Annotated in this window: 21 protein-coding genes; 15 read left to right on the top strand and 6 right to left on the bottom strand. The window is 70.3% G+C overall.

The window, feature by feature from the left end; all coding sequences use genetic code 11:
- The first annotated feature begins 176 nt into the window (after nucleotides 1-176).
- Together ACFYWS_RS37385 and ACFYWS_RS37380 are read left to right on the top strand one after the other, a co-directional pair.
- Complete coding sequence (locus ACFYWS_RS37385; protein WP_389283934.1) at nucleotides 177-512, top strand: hypothetical protein; 336 nt, start codon at nucleotides 177-179, stop codon at nucleotides 510-512.
- Between the two features lie 98 nt (nucleotides 513-610).
- A complete protein-coding gene (locus tag ACFYWS_RS37380; RefSeq protein ID WP_389283933.1) occupies nucleotides 611-1705 on the top strand; it encodes an amidohydrolase in 1095 nt (364 codons plus the stop codon).
- Between the two features lie 24 nt (nucleotides 1706-1729).
- Here ACFYWS_RS37380 and ACFYWS_RS37375 read toward each other — a convergent pair whose 3' ends face one another.
- The 4 genes from ACFYWS_RS37375 to ACFYWS_RS37360 form a co-directional block, all read right to left on the bottom strand.
- Nucleotides 1730-2725: a heme A synthase gene (locus ACFYWS_RS37375; RefSeq protein ID WP_389283931.1), complete on the bottom strand. Its 996-nt coding sequence runs from the start codon at nucleotides 2723-2725 to the stop codon at nucleotides 1730-1732.
- A gap of 109 nt (nucleotides 2726-2834) precedes the next feature.
- Nucleotides 2835-3602 carry an ABC transporter permease gene (locus ACFYWS_RS37370; protein WP_389283929.1) on the bottom strand — a complete coding sequence of 256 codons (768 nt, stop codon included), beginning with the start codon at nucleotides 3600-3602 and terminating at the stop codon, nucleotides 2835-2837.
- A gap of 89 nt (nucleotides 3603-3691) precedes the next feature.
- Nucleotides 3692-4615 (bottom strand): ABC transporter ATP-binding protein, encoded by a 924-nt coding sequence (locus ACFYWS_RS37365; RefSeq protein WP_389283927.1) that lies wholly within the window; start codon nucleotides 4613-4615, stop codon nucleotides 3692-3694.
- A gap of 56 nt (nucleotides 4616-4671) precedes the next feature.
- Nucleotides 4672-5463, bottom strand: coding sequence for an aminoglycoside N(3)-acetyltransferase (locus ACFYWS_RS37360; protein ID WP_389283925.1), 792 nt, complete (start codon nucleotides 5461-5463; stop codon nucleotides 4672-4674).
- A 207-nt stretch (nucleotides 5464-5670) separates the two neighbouring features.
- Here ACFYWS_RS37360 and ACFYWS_RS37355 point away from each other — a divergent pair, with 207 nt between their 5' ends.
- The 11 genes from ACFYWS_RS37355 to dapD all read left to right on the top strand — a co-directional run bounded on the left by ACFYWS_RS37355 (nucleotide 5671) and on the right by dapD (nucleotide 14281).
- Nucleotides 5671-6393, top strand: a complete 723-nt coding sequence (locus tag ACFYWS_RS37355; protein WP_389283924.1) for a helix-turn-helix transcriptional regulator — start codon at nucleotides 5671-5673, stop codon at nucleotides 6391-6393.
- Nucleotides 6390-7814, top strand: coding sequence for a Fe-S cluster assembly protein SufB (gene sufB / locus ACFYWS_RS37350; protein WP_389283923.1), 1425 nt, complete (start codon nucleotides 6390-6392; stop codon nucleotides 7812-7814). The genes ACFYWS_RS37355 and sufB overlap by 4 nt, the downstream gene beginning before the upstream one ends.
- A 76-nt stretch (nucleotides 7815-7890) precedes the next feature.
- Nucleotides 7891-9072 (top strand): Fe-S cluster assembly protein SufD, encoded by a 1182-nt coding sequence (gene sufD / locus ACFYWS_RS37345; RefSeq protein ID WP_389283921.1) that lies wholly within the window; start codon nucleotides 7891-7893, stop codon nucleotides 9070-9072.
- On the top strand, nucleotides 9072-9401 hold the full coding sequence (locus tag ACFYWS_RS37340; protein ID WP_389283919.1) for a bifunctional 3-phenylpropionate/cinnamic acid dioxygenase ferredoxin subunit: 330 nt from the start codon (nucleotides 9072-9074) through the stop codon (nucleotides 9399-9401). The genes sufD and ACFYWS_RS37340 overlap by 1 nt, the downstream gene beginning before the upstream one ends.
- A 7-nt stretch (nucleotides 9402-9408) precedes the next feature.
- The gene (gene sufC, locus ACFYWS_RS37335) at nucleotides 9409-10173 is read left to right on the top strand and encodes a Fe-S cluster assembly ATPase SufC (RefSeq protein ID WP_266720902.1); all 765 of its coding nucleotides are present in this window, start codon (nucleotides 9409-9411) and stop codon (nucleotides 10171-10173) included.
- The gene (locus ACFYWS_RS37330; RefSeq protein WP_389283916.1) at nucleotides 10170-11429 is read left to right on the top strand and encodes a cysteine desulfurase; all 1260 of its coding nucleotides are present in this window, start codon (nucleotides 10170-10172) and stop codon (nucleotides 11427-11429) included. The genes sufC and ACFYWS_RS37330 overlap by 4 nt, the downstream gene beginning before the upstream one ends.
- A gap of 12 nt (nucleotides 11430-11441) precedes the next feature.
- Nucleotides 11442-11900, top strand: coding sequence for a Fe-S cluster assembly sulfur transfer protein SufU (gene sufU / locus ACFYWS_RS37325; RefSeq protein ID WP_266720906.1), 459 nt, complete (start codon nucleotides 11442-11444; stop codon nucleotides 11898-11900).
- A complete protein-coding gene (locus ACFYWS_RS37320; protein ID WP_266720908.1) occupies nucleotides 11897-12235 on the top strand; it encodes a metal-sulfur cluster assembly factor in 339 nt (112 codons plus the stop codon). The genes sufU and ACFYWS_RS37320 overlap by 4 nt, the downstream gene beginning before the upstream one ends.
- Nucleotides 12236-12333: 98 nt before the next feature.
- A complete protein-coding gene (locus tag ACFYWS_RS37315) occupies nucleotides 12334-12654 on the top strand; it encodes a DMT family transporter (protein WP_389283915.1) in 321 nt (106 codons plus the stop codon).
- On the top strand, nucleotides 12654-13193 hold the full coding sequence (locus ACFYWS_RS37310; protein WP_389283914.1) for a TetR/AcrR family transcriptional regulator: 540 nt from the start codon (nucleotides 12654-12656) through the stop codon (nucleotides 13191-13193). Before ACFYWS_RS37315 ends, ACFYWS_RS37310 begins: the two co-directional genes overlap by 1 nt.
- A gap of 98 nt (nucleotides 13194-13291) precedes the next feature.
- Nucleotides 13292-14281, top strand: a complete 990-nt coding sequence (gene dapD / locus ACFYWS_RS37305; RefSeq protein ID WP_389283913.1) for a 2,3,4,5-tetrahydropyridine-2,6-dicarboxylate N-succinyltransferase — start codon at nucleotides 13292-13294, stop codon at nucleotides 14279-14281.
- 74 nt (nucleotides 14282-14355) lie between these two features.
- Here dapD and ACFYWS_RS37300 read toward each other — a convergent pair whose 3' ends face one another.
- Nucleotides 14356-14676 (bottom strand): SCO4225 family membrane protein, encoded by a 321-nt coding sequence (locus ACFYWS_RS37300; RefSeq protein ID WP_389283912.1) that lies wholly within the window; start codon nucleotides 14674-14676, stop codon nucleotides 14356-14358.
- Between the two features lie 205 nt (nucleotides 14677-14881).
- On the opposite strand from ACFYWS_RS37300, the gene ACFYWS_RS37295 reads away from it, so the two are divergent.
- Together ACFYWS_RS37295 and ACFYWS_RS37290 are read left to right on the top strand one after the other, a co-directional pair.
- Nucleotides 14882-15451, top strand: coding sequence for a SigE family RNA polymerase sigma factor (locus tag ACFYWS_RS37295; protein ID WP_389283911.1), 570 nt, complete (start codon nucleotides 14882-14884; stop codon nucleotides 15449-15451).
- A complete protein-coding gene (locus tag ACFYWS_RS37290; protein WP_389283909.1) occupies nucleotides 15448-16671 on the top strand; it encodes a WD40 repeat domain-containing protein in 1224 nt (407 codons plus the stop codon). Before ACFYWS_RS37295 ends, ACFYWS_RS37290 begins: the two co-directional genes overlap by 4 nt.
- On the opposite strand, the gene dapA is transcribed toward ACFYWS_RS37290, so the two are convergent.
- A complete protein-coding gene (gene dapA, locus ACFYWS_RS37285) occupies nucleotides 16658-17545 on the bottom strand; it encodes a 4-hydroxy-tetrahydrodipicolinate synthase (protein WP_389283907.1) in 888 nt (295 codons plus the stop codon). The two genes, ACFYWS_RS37290 and dapA, sit on opposite strands and share 14 nt — an antisense overlap.
- Nucleotides 17546-17725: the final 180 nt, after the last annotated feature.

Raw genomic sequence — 17725 nt, 5'->3', positions numbered from 1 at the left:
GGTGTGGTGGATGTACCTCTGGTCAAACACTTATGGGTCGCGGTTGTTCGGGGAGAGGGGGGTGCCTCCGTTCCGGCGCTCACCATCCAAAGAAGTCCTCGATAAGCGGGGTGCGTGGCCCAGGCCACGCACCCCGCTTATCGCTTGTTTGACTACTCGTCGGTAGCATCCTGTCCATGGCAGAGACTCAAGCGGTTGAGGCGCCCCGCGGGGCGGCCAAGGACGAGCGTCGCGCGGCCAAGCTGGCCAAGGAGATCGGCGTGTTCGCCAAGGCGCACGGCGGTGCCGAAGGGCAGCTCGCGTACATCGGGGAGCACGGCACGCGCATCGTGCTCGTCGGCGAGGACGGCGGCTGGGGCGACCTGGTGGCGTCGACGTACGAGGTCGCGCAGAAGGCCGTCGAGAAGGCGGGCATCACCGTCCACGAGGACTTCGACGGCGATTTCGCGGCCAAGGTCGAGACGGGCCCGTACGAATGGAAGCGGATGGCGGGCATCCAGCTCGGCGGCTGAATTCGGCGCTTGAATTCGGCGGTTGGATTTGGAGCAACACCAGGCGCCCGTTCACCCGTTAGGACTGTAGGAGCACGGTCCATATACGGGGAGTCCGGATGATCGAAACGCCGTCCCTCGTGGATCAGTACTGCCATGGGGTGCTGCGTACGGAGCTGGGCCTCGGCACGTTCGAGGCCCACCTCGGCCGGGGCGAGGGGCCGCCCGCGCCCGGCACCACCTTCTTCGACACCCAGACCGGGTTCGCGGTGCGCCGCTGGTGCCCGCCGCTGCTCGGCCTGGAACCTCACTGTCCGCCCGCCCGCTATCTGGCCAGGCGCCGCGAGCTGGGCGTCGTCGAGGCGGGGCGCAGGCTGCTGCGCGGCAGCGGCATCACCACGTATCTCGTGGACACGGGTCTCGCCGACGATCTGACCGGGCCCGCCGAGCTGGCCGCCGCCGCCCAGGGCGACGCCCACGAGATCGTCCGTCTCGAACTCCTCGCGGAGCAGGTCGCGGACACCTCGGGGACCGTCGACTCCTTCCTCGCGAACCTCGCCGAATCGGTGCATGCCGCGGCCTCCTGCGCGGTCGCCTTCACCTCGGTCGCGGGCGTACGCCACGGGCTCACGCTCGCCCCGCAGCCGCCGGGACCCGGCGAGGTGCGCGGCGCGGCGGGCCGGTGGCTGGCGGGGCGGCAGGTCGGGGGCGCCCTCACGGACCCGGTGCTGCTGCGGCACCTGCTGTGGATCGCGATCGCCACGGGACGCCCGCTGCAACTGCGCTGGGGGCACCTCGACCACACGGACCCGGTGGCGCTCGCCGAGTTCGCCCGCGCCACGGCGGGGCTCGGCACGAACGTGGTGCTGCTGCACGGCTACCCGTACCACCGCCACGCGGCGCATCTGGCGGGCGTCTTCCCGCACGTGTACGCGGATCTGGGCCCGGCGCTCTCCCGTACGGGGGCGCGGGCCGCGGGGCTGCTCGCGGAGTTCCTGGAGCTGGCGCCCTTCGGGAAGCTGCTGTTCTCGACGGGTGCGCAGGGGCTTCCCGAACTGCACGTGGTGGGCGCGCGGCTGTTCCGGCAGGCGCTCGGACGGGTGCTCGGGGAGTGGGTCGCCGACGGCGCGTGGTCGCTGGGCGATGCGCAGCGGGTGGCCGGGATGATCGCGTCGGGGACGGCGCGGCGGGTGTACGGGCTCGGGGCCGCCTGAGCGTTCCCCGGCCCGTAGGGGCCGTCAGACCGCCGAGAGTTCCTGGTCCGTCTGCGACGGGAGGCCCGGTTGCGCCACCGGGCGTTCGCGCAGCGCGAGGACCACGCGCAGCACCCCGATCCACACCAGCGCCGAGCCCAGCATGTGCAGGCCGACCAGGACCTCCGGCAGATCCGTGAAGTACTGGACGTAGCCGATGATCCCCTGCGCGAGCAGGATCAGGAACAGGTCGCGGGTGCGGTGCAGCGGGCCCTTGGGGGCGTCGACCGCCTTCAGGACGAACCACAGCGCGAAGGTCAGCGTCACCACGATCCAGGCCAGGACCGCGTGCACCTTCGAGACCGTCTCCCAGTCGAGCGGCATCCGGTGGACGTCGCTGGAGTCGCCGGCGTGCGGGCCCGCGCCGGTCACGACCGTGCCGACGAGGATCAGCAGCGCCGCCGCCGCGACCAGGGCCCAGACCAGCTGCCTGATGGCCTTGCCGACCAGCGGGCGCGGCTCGCCGTCGCCCTCACGGGTGCGCTGCCACATCAGGACGGCGACCGTGAGCAGGGCGGTGGTCAGGACGAAGTGGGCGGCCACCGTGTACGGGTTGAGGCCGACCAGGACGACGATGCCGCCGAGCACCGCGTTGCCCATCACGATCCAGAACTGGGCCCAGCCGAGCCGGGTCACCGTGCGCCGCCACGGCTTCCGCGAGCGGGCGGCGATGATCGCCCAGCCGACCGCGGCGCACAGCACGTAGGTGAGCATGCGGTTGCCGAACTCGATGGCTCCGTGGAAGCCCATCTCGCTCGTCGCGGTCAGCGACTGGTCGGTGCACTTGGGCCAGGTCGGGCAGCCGAGGCCCGAGCCGGTCAGGCGCACGGCGCCGCCTGTGCAGACGATGAGCACCGTCATGACGACGGCGGACATGGCCGCGCGCTGGACGGTCCGCTGCGTGGGAGTCCAGTACTCGGCGATGAAGGCGAGCGGATTGCGCAGCGCCCGCGCGGCGTCGGTGGGGGTCAGCTTTGGCACGGGCCCATCGTAGGCGGCCGCTTGTGCACGGCTTCACGAGGGGGACGTAACTGGGCCATCTGTGACCCAAGTTACGTTCCCGTGGCCGGTGCGCGGCCGCCTCGCGCGCTCACTCCCAGCGGAAGAAGCGACCCGCCGCGCCGAGCCCCACGACCGCCCACACGGCGAGGATCCCCAGGTCGCCCCACGGCATCGCCGCGCCGTGCTGGAGCACGTCCCGCAGGCCGTCGGAGAGCGCCGAGATGGGCAGCAGGCCGAGGACCGACTGGGCCGCGTCGGGGAACTTGTCGAGCGGCACGATCACGCCGCCGCCGACCAGGAGGAGCAGAAAGACCAGGTTCGCCGCGGCCAGCGTGGCCTCCGCCTTCAGCGTGCCCGCCATCAGGAGGCCGAGGCCGGAGAACGCCGCCGTACCCAGCACCAGGAGGAGGAGAACGGCGAAAGGGTTCCCGTGCGGGGACCAGCCGAGCGCGAACGCGATGACCGTGAGGAGGACGACCTGGAGCACCTCGGTGACCAGCACGGAGAGCGTCTTCGCCGTCATCAGCGCCCAGCGGGGGAGCGGGGACGCGCCGAGCCGCTTCAGCACGCCGTAGCGGCGCTCGAAGCCGGTGGCGATGGCCTGGCCGGTGAAGGCGGTCGACATCACGGCGAGCGCCAGGATGCCGGGGGTCAGGAAGTCGACGGCCTTGCCGGAACCCGTGTCGACGATGTCGACGGCCGAGAACAGGACCAGCAGCAGCGTCGGGATGACGACCGTGAGCAGCAGCTGCTCGCCGTTGCGCAGCAGCATCTTCGTCTCGAGCGCGGCCTGCGTCGCGATCATGCGGGGGAGCGGGGCGGCTCCGGGGTGGGGGGCGTACGTACCCGCGCTCATCCGCGCAGCTCCTTGCCGGTGGGTTCGAGGCTGTGTCTTCCCGGGGGCAACCCCCGGACCTCCGGCCGTTGAGGTGGGATCGCTCGTGCTCATCCGCGAAGCTCCCGCCCCGTCAGTTCCAGGAATACATCTTCCAGCGTGTGCCGCTCCACGGAGATCCTGTCCGGCATCACGCCGTGCTGCGCGCACCAGGAGGTGACTGTCGCGAGGAGCTGGGGGTCGACCTTGCCGCTGACGCGGTAGGAGCCGGGGGTGAGCTCGACGGCCGCGGCGTCGGAGGGCAGGGCCTTGAGGAGCGAGGCGACGTCGAGGCCGGGCCGCCCGGAGAAGCGGAGCGTGTTCTCGGCCCCGCCCTTGCACAGCTGCTCGGGGGAGCCCTGCGTGATGACCTTGCCGGCGTCGACGATCGCCACGTCGTCGGCGAGCTGCTCCGCCTCGTCCATGTGGTGCGTGGTGAGGATGACGGAGACGCCGTCGGCGCGCAGGTCCCGCACGAGGTCCCAGGTGGCGTGCCGGGCCTGCGGGTCGAGGCCCGCGGTCGGCTCGTCGAGGAAGACCAGTTCGGGGCGGCCGATCACAGCCATGGCGAGCGCGAGCCGCTGCTGCTGGCCGCCGGAGAGCCGCCGGTACGTGGTGCGGCCGCAACTGCCGAGGCCGAGGCGTTCGATGAGGGCATCCACGTCGAGCGGGTGGGCGTGCAGCTTGGCGACGTGGCGGAGCATTTCGTCGGCGCGGGCGCCGGAGTAGACGCCGCCGGACTGCAGCATGACGCCGACCCGGGGGCGCAGCGCGGAGGCCTGCTTGACCGGGTCGAGGCCGAGGACTCGGACGGTGCCGGAGTCCGGCCTGCGGTAGCCCTCGCAGGTCTCGATCGTGGTGGTCTTGCCCGCGCCGTTGGGGCCGAGGACGGCCGTGATGCCGGGGGCCGCCGTGAGGTCGAGTCCGTCGACCGCGGTCTTGGTTCCGTACCGCTTCACCAGACCGGTGATGTGGACGACTGGCTCACTTCGCATGGTGCGCAAGTCTAAGGACGCGGCGCGGCTCCCGGACGCCCGGGGCGCAAGAACCGTCACGTAGCGGCCGGGCGGTGCACCGGCAGCCACTTCTCCGCGTACGCCACGGCCTCGGCGACCCCGAAGAGGCGGGATTCGGCGCCGCCGACGCGGCCGCGGAGGACCGGGGTGTCGCGCTCGAACGCGGCACCCAGCTCGTCGAACCGGTCACTGTCGATGGCCACCTCGCTCACGTGCTGCCACCCGTCCGGCCCCGGCCGCCCGGCGTCCTCGACGCGCCCCGGGATCCGGTACTCGGCCAGGTGGAAGCTGGTGCACGCCTCGTATCCCGCGCCGAGGAGCAGTACGCGCGCGTGCAGCTCCTCCAGGCGGGCCAGCGGACTGCGCTCGCCGAGCCGGCAGTCGACCGCGTGCCCCTCGGTCACCCTGGCCGCATGCGCACCGAGCGCCGCGAAGGACGTCTGCGGGTGCGCGCTGCGCAGGGCGCCCGGCCACGTCCGGACCGTCTCCGGGAGGACGCCGACGCCGCGCGTGGGCGTGATCGCCGGGTCGTAGGCGGGCATGGTCGCCCGGACCGTCTCCCACCAGTCCTCGGGGACCGGCGGGCGGCTCCACTCGGCCGGGTCGGAGAGATCCGCGGACTGCGTCGGGACGACAAGAGTGCCGTCGGTCCCGAGCGCGTCGAGGAGGGCCTGGACGACCGCGACCGCTCCGCCGTTCACCCAGCCGAGGCTGCTGAGGGAGGTGTGCACGAGGAGGGTGTCGCCCGGTTGCACGCCGAGTGGGCGAAGGTCCGACGCGAGGGACGCGCGGGTGGCGAGTGGGCCGGTCGGAGGGGGTGTGGGCATGGGTGCGAGTGTCCTCGCGAGGGGCGTCGGGCGCCACGGGATCAGCCCCGGCCCGACGGCCGCGGCACCCGGCGTTCCGATCGATCAAAGATCGTTTCCGCAGGTCACGGTGGGTGGCTACTTAGGTCTGCCTAAGTGATGTACCGCACCGAGTGGCGATCACCGCCGCGCTTGTCAGGGTCTGAGGAATTACGCAACAATGGTGTTGTGAAAAACGTCGGCGAGGCCCCAGAGGAGCTCACGACCGGAGAGCGGTCCACCCGCAACCGGGTCGCGCGCTCCATCCTGGACCACGGCCCGTCCACCGTCGCCGAGCTCGCCGGACGCCTCGGCCTCACCCAGGCCGCCGTCCGCCGCCACCTCGACGCACTCGGTGCCGACAATGTCGTGGAGCCCAGGGATCAGCGCGTCTACGGAGCCCGCACCCGCGGCCGCCCCGCCAAGGCCTTCGCGCTGACCGACTGCGGCAGGGACGCCTTCGACCAGTCGTACGACAAGCTCGCCGCGGAAGCGCTCCGCTGGATCAAGGAGCAGGCCGGCGGCGACGAGGCGCTCGTCTCCTTCGCCCGTGCGCGGATCGCCGCGCAGGCGGGGCCCTACAAGACGGCGATCGAGGCGGCGGCCCCCGAAGAGCGCGCCCAGGCCCTCGCGAGGGCCTTGAGCGCGGACGGGTACGCTGCTACGGCGCGTAGCGCACCGGTCGGTGAGCAGCTCTGCCAGCACCACTGCCCAGTCGCCCACGTGGCCGAGCAGTTCCCGCAACTGTGCGAGGCCGAGACGGAAATGTTCTCGCAGCTGCTCGGCACTCACGTACAGCGGCTGGCGACCATCGCCCATGGCGACGGGGTCTGCACGACGTTCATTCCCAAGAACACCCCCCACACGACCACCAACGCATCTGCAAGCACGGCCGGGAGGAACCCCGCATGACGCTCCCCATCGAGGAGACTGCTCACCCCGAGCTCGAGGGCCTGGGCAAGTACGAATACGGCTGGGCGGACTCCGACACGGCCGGCGCCTCTGCCAAGCGCGGTATCAACGAGGACGTCGTCCGCGACATCTCCGCCAAGAAGTCCGAGCCGGAGTGGATGACCAAGCTCCGTCTCAAGGGCCTGAAGCTGTTCGGCAAGAAGCCCATGCCGAACTGGGGCTCGGACCTGTCGGGCATCGACTTCGACAACATCAAGTACTTCGTGCGCTCCACGGAGAAGCAGGCGGAGTCCTGGGAGGACCTGCCCGAGGACATCAAGAACACGTACGACAAGCTCGGCATCCCCGAGGCGGAGAAGCAGCGCCTCGTCGCCGGTGTCGCGGCCCAGTACGAGTCCGAGGTCGTGTACCACCAGATCCGCGAGGACCTGGAGGAGCAGGGTGTCATCTTCATGGACACCGACACGGCCCTGAAGGAGCACCCGGAGCTCTTCAAGGAGTACTTCGGGACCGTCATCCCCGTCGGCGACAACAAGTTCGCGTCGCTGAACACCGCCGTGTGGTCGGGTGGCTCCTTCATCTACGTGCCGAAGGGCGTGCACGTCGAGATCCCGCTCCAGGCCTACTTCCGTATCAACACGGAGAACATGGGCCAGTTCGAGCGGACGCTGATCATCGTCGACGAGGACGCGTACGTGCACTACGTAGAGGGCTGCACCGCGCCCATCTACAAGAGCGACTCCCTGCACAGCGCCGTCGTCGAGATCATCGTCAAGAAGGGCGCGCGCTGCCGCTACACGACCATCCAGAACTGGTCGAACAACGTCTACAACCTGGTCACCAAGCGCGCCGTGGCGTACGAGGGCGCGACCATGGAGTGGATCGACGGCAACATCGGCTCCAAGGTCACCATGAAGTACCCGGCCGTCTACCTGATGGGCGAGCACGCCAAGGGTGAGACGCTGTCCATCGCCTTCGCGGGCGAGGGCCAGCACCAGGACGCCGGTTCCAAGATGGTCCACATGGCGCCGAACACGTCGTCCAACATCGTCTCGAAGTCCGTGGCGCGCGGCGGCGGTCGTACGTCGTACCGCGGCCTCGTCGAGATCGGCGAGGGTGCCCCCGGCTCGAAGTCGAACGTGCTGTGCGACGCGCTGCTCGTCGACACCATCTCGCGCTCCGACACGTACCCGTACGTCGACGTCCGCGAGGACGACGTGTCGATGGGCCACGAGGCGACCGTCTCCCGTGTCTCCGAGGACCAGCTCTTCTACCTGATGAGCCGGGGCTTGAGCGAGTTCGAGGCCATGGCGATGATCGTGCGCGGCTTCGTCGAGCCGATCGCCAAGGAGCTGCCCATGGAGTACGCGCTCGAGCTCAACCGGCTGATCGAGCTCCAGATGGAAGGCGCGGTCGGTTAAGACCCTTCCAGGGTCGCCAACTGCCGCTCCCGTCAAGCCACTTACGTACGTAACGAAAGCGAGCACTACGACAGCCATGGCTGAGGCTCAGAACATCCCCGCGGGGTCGACGACCACCGGAAACATCGCGGTGGCCGCCGAGTCGACCGTCGCCACGCGCATGAGCGCGCCGCCGTCCTACGACGTGCAGGACTTCGCCGTCCCGCACGGCCGTGAGGAGGAGTGGCGGTTCACGCCACTGGAGCGCCTGCGCGGGCTGCACGACGGCACCGCCACCGCGACCGGCACCGGCTTGAAGATCGATGTCCAGGCCCCTGCCGGCGTCACTGTCGAGTCGGTCGGCCGCGAGGACGCCCGCGTCGGCAAGGCCGGCAAGCCCGTCGACCGGGTCGCCGCGCAGGCGTACTCCGCGTTCGAACAGGCGTCGGTCGTCTCCGTGCCCAAGGAGACCGTCCTAGACGAGCCGATCCGGATCGCCGTGCACGGCGAGGGCGGCGTCGCCTACGGCCACCAGGTCATCGAGCTGGGCGCCTTCGCCGAGGCCGTCGTCGTCATCGACCACACCGGCGACGCGGTGCTCGCCGCCAACGTCGACTACCTGCTCGGCGACGGCGCGAAGCTGACCGTCGTCACCGTGCAGGACTGGGACGACAAGGCCGTGCACGTGGCGCAGCACAACGCGCTCATCGGCCGCGACGCCTCCTTCAAGTCCGTCGTCGTCACCTTCGGCGGTGACCTCGTCCGCCTGCACCCGCGCGTCACGTACGCGTCCACGGGCGGCGAGGCAGAGCTGTTCGGCCTGTACTTCACGGACGCGGGCCAGCACCAGGAGCACCGCCTCCTGGTCGACCACGCCACCCCGCACTGCAAGTCCAACGTCGTCTACAAGGGCGCGCTCCAGGGCGACGCCGCGCACGCCGTGTGGATCGGTGACGTCCTCATCGAGGCCGCCGCCGAGGGCACGGACACGTACGAGCTGAACCGCAACCTGGTCCTCACGGACGGCGCGCGGGTCGACTCGGTCCCGAACCTGGAGATCGAGACCGGCGAGATCGTCGGCGCGGGCCACGCCTCGGCGACCGGCCGCTTCGACGACGAGCAGCTCTTCTACCTGATGGCCCGCGGCATCCCGGCCGACGAGGCGCGCCGCCTCGTCGTCGGCGGCTTCTTCGCCGAGCTGGTCCAGCAGATCGGTGTCCCGGACATCGAGGAGCGCCTGCTCGCGAAGATCGCGACCGAGCTGGAGGCCACGGTCTGATGGCCTTCGTACGCGCCTGTGACCTCAGCGAGCTGGAGAGCGACACCCCCAAGCGGGTCGAGCTCGACGGCACGCCGGTCTCGGTCGTCCGCACCGAAGGCGAGGTGTTCGCGATCAACGACATCTGCTCGCACGCGAACGTCTCCCTCTCCGAGGGCGAGGTGGAGGACTGCCAGATCGAGTGCTGGCTGCACGGCTCCGCCTTCGACCTGCGCACCGGCAAGCCGTCCGGCCTTCCCGCCACGCGCCCCGTCCCCGTATACCCCGTACAGATCGAAGGGGGCAGCGTCCTCGTCGACGTCACCGCCTCCCTCACCCAGGAGTCCTGAGACACCCATGGCTACGCTTGAAATCCGAGACCTGCACGTCACCGTCGAGGCCGACAACGCCACGAAGGAGATCCTCAAGGGCGTCGACCTCACCGTGAAGCAGGGCGAGACGCACGCCATCATGGGCCCGAACGGCTCCGGCAAGTCGACGCTCGCCTACTCCATCGCGGGTCACCCCAAGTACACGATCACGCAGGGCACCGTCACCCTCGACGGCGAGGACGTCCTGGAGATGTCCGTCGACGAGCGCGCCCGCGCCGGCATGTTCCTCGCCATGCAGTACCCGGTCGAGGTCCCCGGCGTCTCCGTCTCCAACTTCCTGCGCTCGTCGGCCACGGCGATCCGCGGCGAGGCCCCCAAGCTGCGCACGTGGGTGAAGGAGGTCAAGGGCGCGATGGAGACCCTCCAGATGGACCCGGCCTTCGCCGAGCGCAACGTGAACGAGGGCTTCTCCGGCGGTGAGAAGAAGCGCCACGAGATCCTCCAGATGGAGCTCCTCAAGCCGAAGATCGCGATCCTCGACGAGACCGACTCCGGCCTCGACGTCGACGCCCTGCGCCAGGTCTCGGACGGCGTCAACCGCGTCCGTGAGACCGGCGAGGTCGGCACGCTGCTGATCACGCACTACACGCGCATCCTGCGCTACATCAAGCCGGACTTCGTACACGTCTTCTCGGCGGGCCGCATCGTCGAGTCCGGCGGCCCCGAGCTGGCCGACACCCTCGAGGCCGAGGGCTACGAGAAGTACACGAAGGGTGGCGTATCGGCGTGACGCATCAGCTGCCGGGCCTCCTCGACACCGAGGCGATCCGCAAGGACTTCCCGATCCTCGACCGGGTGCTCCACGATGACAAGAAGCTCGTGTACCTGGACAACGCGGCGACCTCGCAGACGCCGCGCCAGGTCCTCGACGCCATCGACGAGTACTACACACAGCACAACGCCAACGTCCACCGTGGCGTCCACGTGCTCGCCGAGGAGGCCACGGCGCTGTACGAGGGCGCGCGCGACAAGGTCGCCGCGTTCATCAACGCGCCGAGCCGCGACGAGGTCGTCTTCACGAAGAACGCCTCGGAGTCGCTCAACCTCGTTGCCAACATGCTCGGTTGGGCCGACGAGCCGTACCGGGTCGATCACGACACCGAGATCGTGATCACGGAGATGGAGCACCACTCCAACATCGTTCCGTGGCAGCTGCTCGCGCAGCGCACCGGCGCGAAGCTGAAGTGGTTCGGCCTCACCGACGACGGCCGCCTCGACCTGAGCAACATCGACGAGATCATCACCGAGAAGACGAAGATCGTCTCCTTCGTGCTCGTGTCGAACATCCTGGGCACCCACAACCCGGTCGAGGCCATCGTGCGCCGCGCCCAGGAAGTCGGCGCCCTGGTCTGCATCGACGCCTCGCAGGCCGCGCCGCACATGCCGCTCGACGTGCAGGCCCTCCAGGCCGACTTCGTGGCCTTCACCGGTCACAAGATGTGCGGCCCGACCGGCATCGGCGTGCTGTGGGGCCGGCAGGAACTCCTTGAGGACCTGCCGCCGTTCCTCGGCGGCGGCGAGATGATCGAGACCGTGTCGATGCACTCGTCGACGTACGCTCCCGCGCCGCACAAGTTCGAGGCCGGAACGCCCCCGATCTCGCAGGCCATCGCCCTCGGTGCGGCGATCGACTACCTGAACTCGATCGGCATGGACAAGATCCTCGCCCACGAGCACGCGCTCACCGAGTACGCGGTCAAGCGCCTCCAGGAAGTCCCGGACCTGAAGATCATCGGCCCGACCACGGCCGAGGACCGGGGCGCGGCGATCTCCTTCACGCTCGGCGACATCCACCCGCACGACGTGGGCCAGGTTCTCGACGAGCAGGGCATCGCGGTCCGGGTCGGCCACCACTGCGCGCGGCCGGTCTGCCTGCGGTACGGAATTCCTGCGACCACGCGAGCGTCGTTCTATCTGTACTCCACGCCCGGCGAGATCGACGCTCTGGTCGACGGCCTGGAGCACGTACGGAACTTCTTCGGTTAAGGGCTGGGGACAGTGAAGCTGGATTCGATGTACCAGGAAGTCATCCTGGACCACTACAAGCATCCGCACGGCCGGGGCTTGCGGGACGGCGACGCCGAGGTGCACCACGTCAACCCGACGTGCGGCGACGAGATCACGCTGCGTGTGAAGTACGACGGCGAGAAGATCGCGGACGTGTCGTACGAGGGTCAGGGCTGCTCCATCAGCCAGGCCTCGGCATCCGTCCTGAACGACCTTCTGGTCGGCAAGGAATTGTCGGACGCGCGGAAGATCCAGGCGACGTTCCTGGAGCTGATGCAGTCCAAGGGACAGCTGGAGCCGGACGACGACATGGAGGAGATCCTGGAGGACGCCGTCGCGTTCGCCGGAGTCTCCAAGTACCCGGCCCGAGTCAAGTGCGCCCTCCTGAGCTGGATGGCGTGGAAGGACGCGACAGCACAAGCTTTCGCGGAGGAGGCGAAGACCGCATGAGTGACAGCACAGCAGTGGAGATGAAGCCGGCCTCCGAGGAGGAGGTCCGCGAGGCGCTGTACGACGTCGTCGACCCCGAGCTGGGCATCGACGTCGTCAACCTGGGCCTGATCTACGGCATCCACGTCGACGACGCGAACATCGCGACGATCGACATGACGCTGACGTCGGCGGCCTGTCCGCTCACGGACGTCATCGAGGACCAGGCGAAGTCCGCGACCGACGGCATCGTCAACGAGCTGCGGATCAACTGGGTCTGGATGCCGCCGTGGGGCCCGGACAAGATCACGGATGACGGCCGCGAGCAGTTGAGGGCGCTCGGCTTCAACGTGTGAGCTCCGTGTGAGCTGATCAAGCCCCTCCGGTCGCCGGAGGGGCTTTTTCGTGCTCCGGTTGTGTACGGGTGTACGCAACGATGTGTACACTCGTACGCATGGGATACGTGCTGCTGGCCGGCGCCATAGCCGCCGAGGTGGGAGCCACCACCGCCATGAAGTACAGCGAGGGGTTCAGCAGGCTCTGGCCCTCGCTGCTCACCATCGCCGGCTACATCGTCGCGTTCGCGCTGCTCGCGCAGACGCTGAAGACCGTGCAGATCGGCACCGCCTACGCGATCTGGGCGGGCACCGGCACCGCCGTCATCGCCGCGATCGGCATGCTGTTCATGGGCGAGGGCCTGACGCTCGCCAAGGTCGGCGGGATCGCCCTCGTCATCGGAGGCGTCGTGCTGCTCAATCTGGGCGGGGCGCACTGATGGGGACGCGCCGCTACGACCCCGAGCGCCGCCAGCGGATCATCGACGCCGCGATCCGGGTGGTCGGGTCGAAGGGCATCGCCGGGCTCAGCCACCGCTCCGTCGCCCGCGAGGCCGACGTGCCGCTCGGCTCGACCACGTACCACTTCAAGACCCTCGACGAGCTGATGGTGGCCGCGCTGCGGCAGGCCAACGAGGGCTTCGCGAAGGTCGTCGCGGCGCACCACGCCCTCGCGGACGCGGGCAGCGATCTGCCCGCCGAGCTCGCCGAGCTGCTCGGCGAGTGGCTGGCGGGGGACCGGGTCGGCGTGGAGCTGGAGTACGAGCTGTACCTGGCCGCGCTGCGCAGGCCCGCGCTGCGGCCCGTCGCCGCCGAGTGGTGCGAGGAGCTCGCCGAGGTCGTCGCCCGACGCACCGACCCGGTCACCGCGCGGGCACTGGTCGCGCTGCTGGACGGGATCTCGCTCCAAGTGCTGCTGACGGGCGGCGAGTACGACGCCGCGTACACGCGGGAGATGCTGGCGCGGCTGATCCCCTGAGCGCGGCTTGTCCGGGTACGGGCGGTCGGCGCCCGGCACGTGAGACGGGGGCGCGGACCGGTTGGCCTCCGTGGACCGGTGCCGATTAGGTTTGGGGCATGACCGACACCACTGCCTCCCGCTCCACCGGCGCCGTCGCCGCCGGCCTCGCCACCGTTACGTCCGACGGCATCGTTCTCGACACCTGGTTCCCCGCCCCCGAGCTCCTCGCGGAGCCGGGCCCGGCCGGGACCGAGAAGCTCTCCGCCGAGAAGGCCGTCGAGCTGCTCGGCGAGGGCGCGGCGAAGGCGATCGGCCCCGACGCCCGCCGTGGCGTGGAGACCGTGGCCGTCCGCACGGTCATCGCGTCCCTCGACGACAAGCCGCTCGACGCGCACGACGCCTACCTGCGCCTGCACCTGCTCTCCCACCGCCTGGTGAAGCCGCACGGCCAGAACCTGGACGGCGTGTTCGGCCTCCTGACCAACGTCGCCTGGACCTCGCTCGGCCCGGTCGCCGTCGACAACCTGGAGACGGCCCGGCTGAACGCCCGCGCCGAGGGCCTGCACCTGGCCGTGACCTCCGTCGACAAGTTCCCGCGCATGACGGACTACGTCGCCCCCAAGGGCGTGCGCATCGCCGACGCCGACCGCGTCCGCCTGGGCGCGCACCTCGCCGAGGGCACCACGGTCATGCACGAGGGCTTCGTGAACTTCAACGCCGGCACGCTCGGTACGTCGATGGTCGAGGGCCGCATCTCCGCCGGCGTCGTCGTCGGCGACGGCTCGGACATCGGCGGCGGCGCCTCCACGATGGGCACGCTCTCCGGCGGCGGCAACGTCCGCATCGTCATCGGCGAGCGCTGCCTCGTCGGAGCCGAGGCGGGCGTGGGCATCGCGCTCGGCGACGAGTGCGTCGTCGAGGCCGGCCTGTACGTCACCGCGGGCACCCGCGTGACGATGCCCGACGGCCAGGTCGTCAAGGCCCGCGAACTCTCCGGCGCCTCGAACATCCTCTTCCGCCGCAACTCGGTGACCGGCACCGTCGAGGCCCGCCCGAACAATGCGGTGTGGGGCGGCCTCAACGAGGTGCTGCACAGTCACAACTGACCCGCGAATCGGCCGGTACAGGCGAGCGCCCTCCCGTGGTTCACGGGAGGGCGCTCGTGTGTTCGCGGGAGGTGTCAGGCGGTCCGGCCGATGCGGCGGCCGCGCAGGGCCTCGTAGGTCGCGCCGAGGGCCAGGGACTGGAGCAGGGCGCTCACCGCGAGGCCCGCGGCGAGGAGCCAGATGGGCGCGTCCATGCCGCCGACCGCGCTGATGATGCTCACCGCAACCAGGGACGTCGGCGCGGTGAAGAAGAAGGGCCAGACCCCGACGAAGCCCGGGTCGGAGGAGGTCAGCAGGACGACGCCGGTGAACACGACGGACGCGCCGACGAGGCCGAGGTAGATCGCAGACGCCGGGTTGGTGACAGTCAGGCGCAGGAGTGTGCGGAAATTCATCGGTCGTCTCCCCGTGGGTGGTGGTGCCGTTCTTCCTCCATGGTCACGCGGGGCGGACGCCGCCGTCATGAGTATCCGTACCTGGTTCGGGGTGGGGTGGCGGAAGAATTCCCGCCGGGCAGGCATAGCGGCTCGGGGCCGGGAGCGTCATCAGGGGTAACAGCGGGGACAGCCGGGGGGAGCCCGGGGGGAAGTGAAGGTGGCGATGAATGCGGTCCGGAAAGAGCGCGGCGAGGGTGCGGAGGGGTTCAGGGAGTTCGTGGCGGACCGGTCGTCCGTGCTGTTGAGGACGGCCGTGCTGCTCAGCGGCGGGGACCGGCACGCGGGCGAGGATCTGCTGCAGAACGTGCTGATCAAGGTGGCCGGGCGGTGGGACCGGATCGAGGACCCTGAGGCGTATGTGCGCCAGGCCCTCTACCGGCAGCAGATCGGCCGATGGCGGCTCAAGTGGCCGAAGAGAGAGGTCAGTTACGGGAGGGTGCCGGACGGCGCCGCGGCGGGGGACGGGACGGCCGAGGCCGAACTGCGCGTCGTGCTGCGTGGCGCGCTCGCCCGGCTCACCGCGCGGCAGCGCACCGTGCTCGTCCTCCGGTACTTCGAGGACCTGCCGGAGGCCGACGTCGCCCGGGCGCTCGGCGTCTCCGTGGGCACCGTGCGCTCCACCACCCACCGCGCGCTCGCCAAGCTGCGCGGGCTCGCTCCCGAACTGGCACAGGAGGGCGACGACCGGCCGCCGCCCTCCCGCGACTACGCGCCGGCGGAGGTGCGCCCGTGAACGTCGACGCCATACTCAAGGAGGCGCTGCGCGAGCAGGCCGACGCCGTTGGGCCCGCGCCCCTGGACCTCGCCGACCGGGTCCTGGCGGCGCGGCGCAGGCGCCGTACCGGCACGGCCGTGGGTGCGTTCGTGGCCGCCACCGCGGTGGTCGTCGCCGCCGTACTGGTGCCTCGGATCGACGACGGCAAGGACGCGCCGCCCGCGGAGGTGACCGGCTCCGCCGACGTCCTCGCGCACCCGGACCAGTCGCCGCCCAAGGACGCCATCGCGGCGGGGCGCACGGCGCTCGCCTCGTTCGTCACGTACAAGCGGGTCAAGTTCGCCGACGGGGACGGGAAGTTGACGCGGACGTACGGGGTGCTCGATCCGACGACCAAGACCTACCGGAAGACCACGCAATGGTCCTGGCTGACCGTCGCGCCGGGGCTGCGCACCGCCGCCGTCCTGGAGAAGAAGCTGCCCGCGAAGCGGGTCGGCATCCTCGACCTGGCCACGAACAAGGTGACGCGCTGGATCCCGGTGAAGCAGGGGGCCGCGGGGGTCGGGTTCTCCGCGGACGGCCGCAAGCTCGTCGTGACGACGTACAAGACCGACCCGGACCACCTGTACAAGGACCGGCCGTCGAGCGACGGCAGCGGTCCGGAGGAGCCGAGTCCCGGACACCCGTCCAGGACCGGTTTCTCGGTCGTCGACGTGGCGAGCGGGAAGGGGAAGTGGGCCGCGGTGCCGCTGAAGGGCGGGGAGTTCGAGCACAACGCCCGTGAGGACTTCCGGTTCGCGCCCGACGGCGACCTCGTGGTCACGAGCTCGACCACGGACGGCGGCCCGCAGGCCTACGGCCTCGACGGCAAGAAGGCGCCGACACCGGCGAAGCTGCGGTACTGGCTGATGTACGCCGCTGCGGGGCTCTCGCCCAATGGGAAGCTCGCCGCCGGGGACTTCGCGGGCGGAAAGGACAAGGTCGCCGTCGCAGTGAACGACGCGGAGACCGGCGACCGCGTCGATCGGCTGCCGGCGCAGCAGCTGCTCGCCTGGGCCGACGACAAGCGGCTCATCGCCTGGGGCTGCGACCCCAGGAAGTGCGACGGCAAGGGCGAGTTCCGCAACCAGCTGCTGCTGGTGACGGTCGGCAGCGACAAGGTCGTCCAGCTGAGCGACTTCCGCAGGGCGTCGGCCGACTATCCGGGGCGCTGGGAGCCCCAGTTCACGACGCGCTGAGCAGCTCTTCGAGCGCCGCCCGCAGCCCGTCGGCCGCCTCTTGGCCGGCGGGTCGCAGCGGCGCGCGGACCGGGCCGCCGAGGAGCGCCTTGGCGGTGACCGTTCCCGGCAGGCCCGCGTTCATCATCAACTGAGTGAGGGGGACGGTGAGTTGCTGGCGGCGGGCGGCCTCCGCCGTGTCGCCGGCGTCGTACGCGTCGATGATGGCGCGGAAGGCGGCGGGCGCCACGTTCGAGACCGTCGAGACGTAGCCCGCGCCACCCAGTGCGTACAGCGCCAGGACGTACTCGTCGCAACCCGTGTAGCACGCCAAGTCGGTTTCGGACATGACCCGTTGGGTGCCGAGAAGGTCGTACGCGCAGTCCTTCACGGCGACGATCCGGGGGTGGCCCGCGAGCCGGATCATCGTGTCCGGCTCGATACGGGTGCCGGTGCGGCCCGGAATGTCGTACAGCATCAGGGGGAGGTCCGTGGCGTCGGCGATCGTGCGGAAGTGGGCCTCGACCGCGTCCTGCGGCGGGCGGCTGTAGTACGGGGTGACCACCAACAGGCCGTCGGCGCCCGCCTGTTGGGCCTGATGGGTGAGATCGACGGTGTGGCGGGTGTCGGGCGTGCCGATGCCGGCGACGACCTTCGCGCGGCCGTCGACCGCCTCGCGCACCGTCCGTACGAGGTCCGCCTTCTCCGTGTCCGTCGTGGTCGGCGACTCCCCGGTCGTGCCGGACAGGACGAGGCCCTCGCAGCCCTCGGTGACCAGTTGGTCGGCCAGCTTCTGGGCGGCGACCAGGTCGAGCCCGCCCGTCCGGGTGAAGGGCGTGACCATGGCACACAGGGCGCGGTTGAAGGGGGAGGGGTGTGGGGTTGCGTCGGTCATGAGGGGAGTGTCGGCCCGGGCGCGATGTAGCTCCACTTAATTCTGCTACGAGGTGCTGCGAAGCACCGCTGAAGAGTCGAGGCGGAAGCGGCGCGGCGCGGCTTGAATTCGCCGCTCGGCGTCCGGTTCGGCCGGAATGTGCGCTTCAGGTGGCGCGGCAGGAAACCGATGAACAGCAGT

This window comes from Streptomyces sp. NPDC002795 (assembly GCF_042888725.1).
Classification (GTDB): domain Bacteria; phylum Actinomycetota; class Actinomycetes; order Streptomycetales; family Streptomycetaceae; genus Streptomyces.
This window is presented reverse-complemented; position numbering and strand designations above follow the sequence as displayed.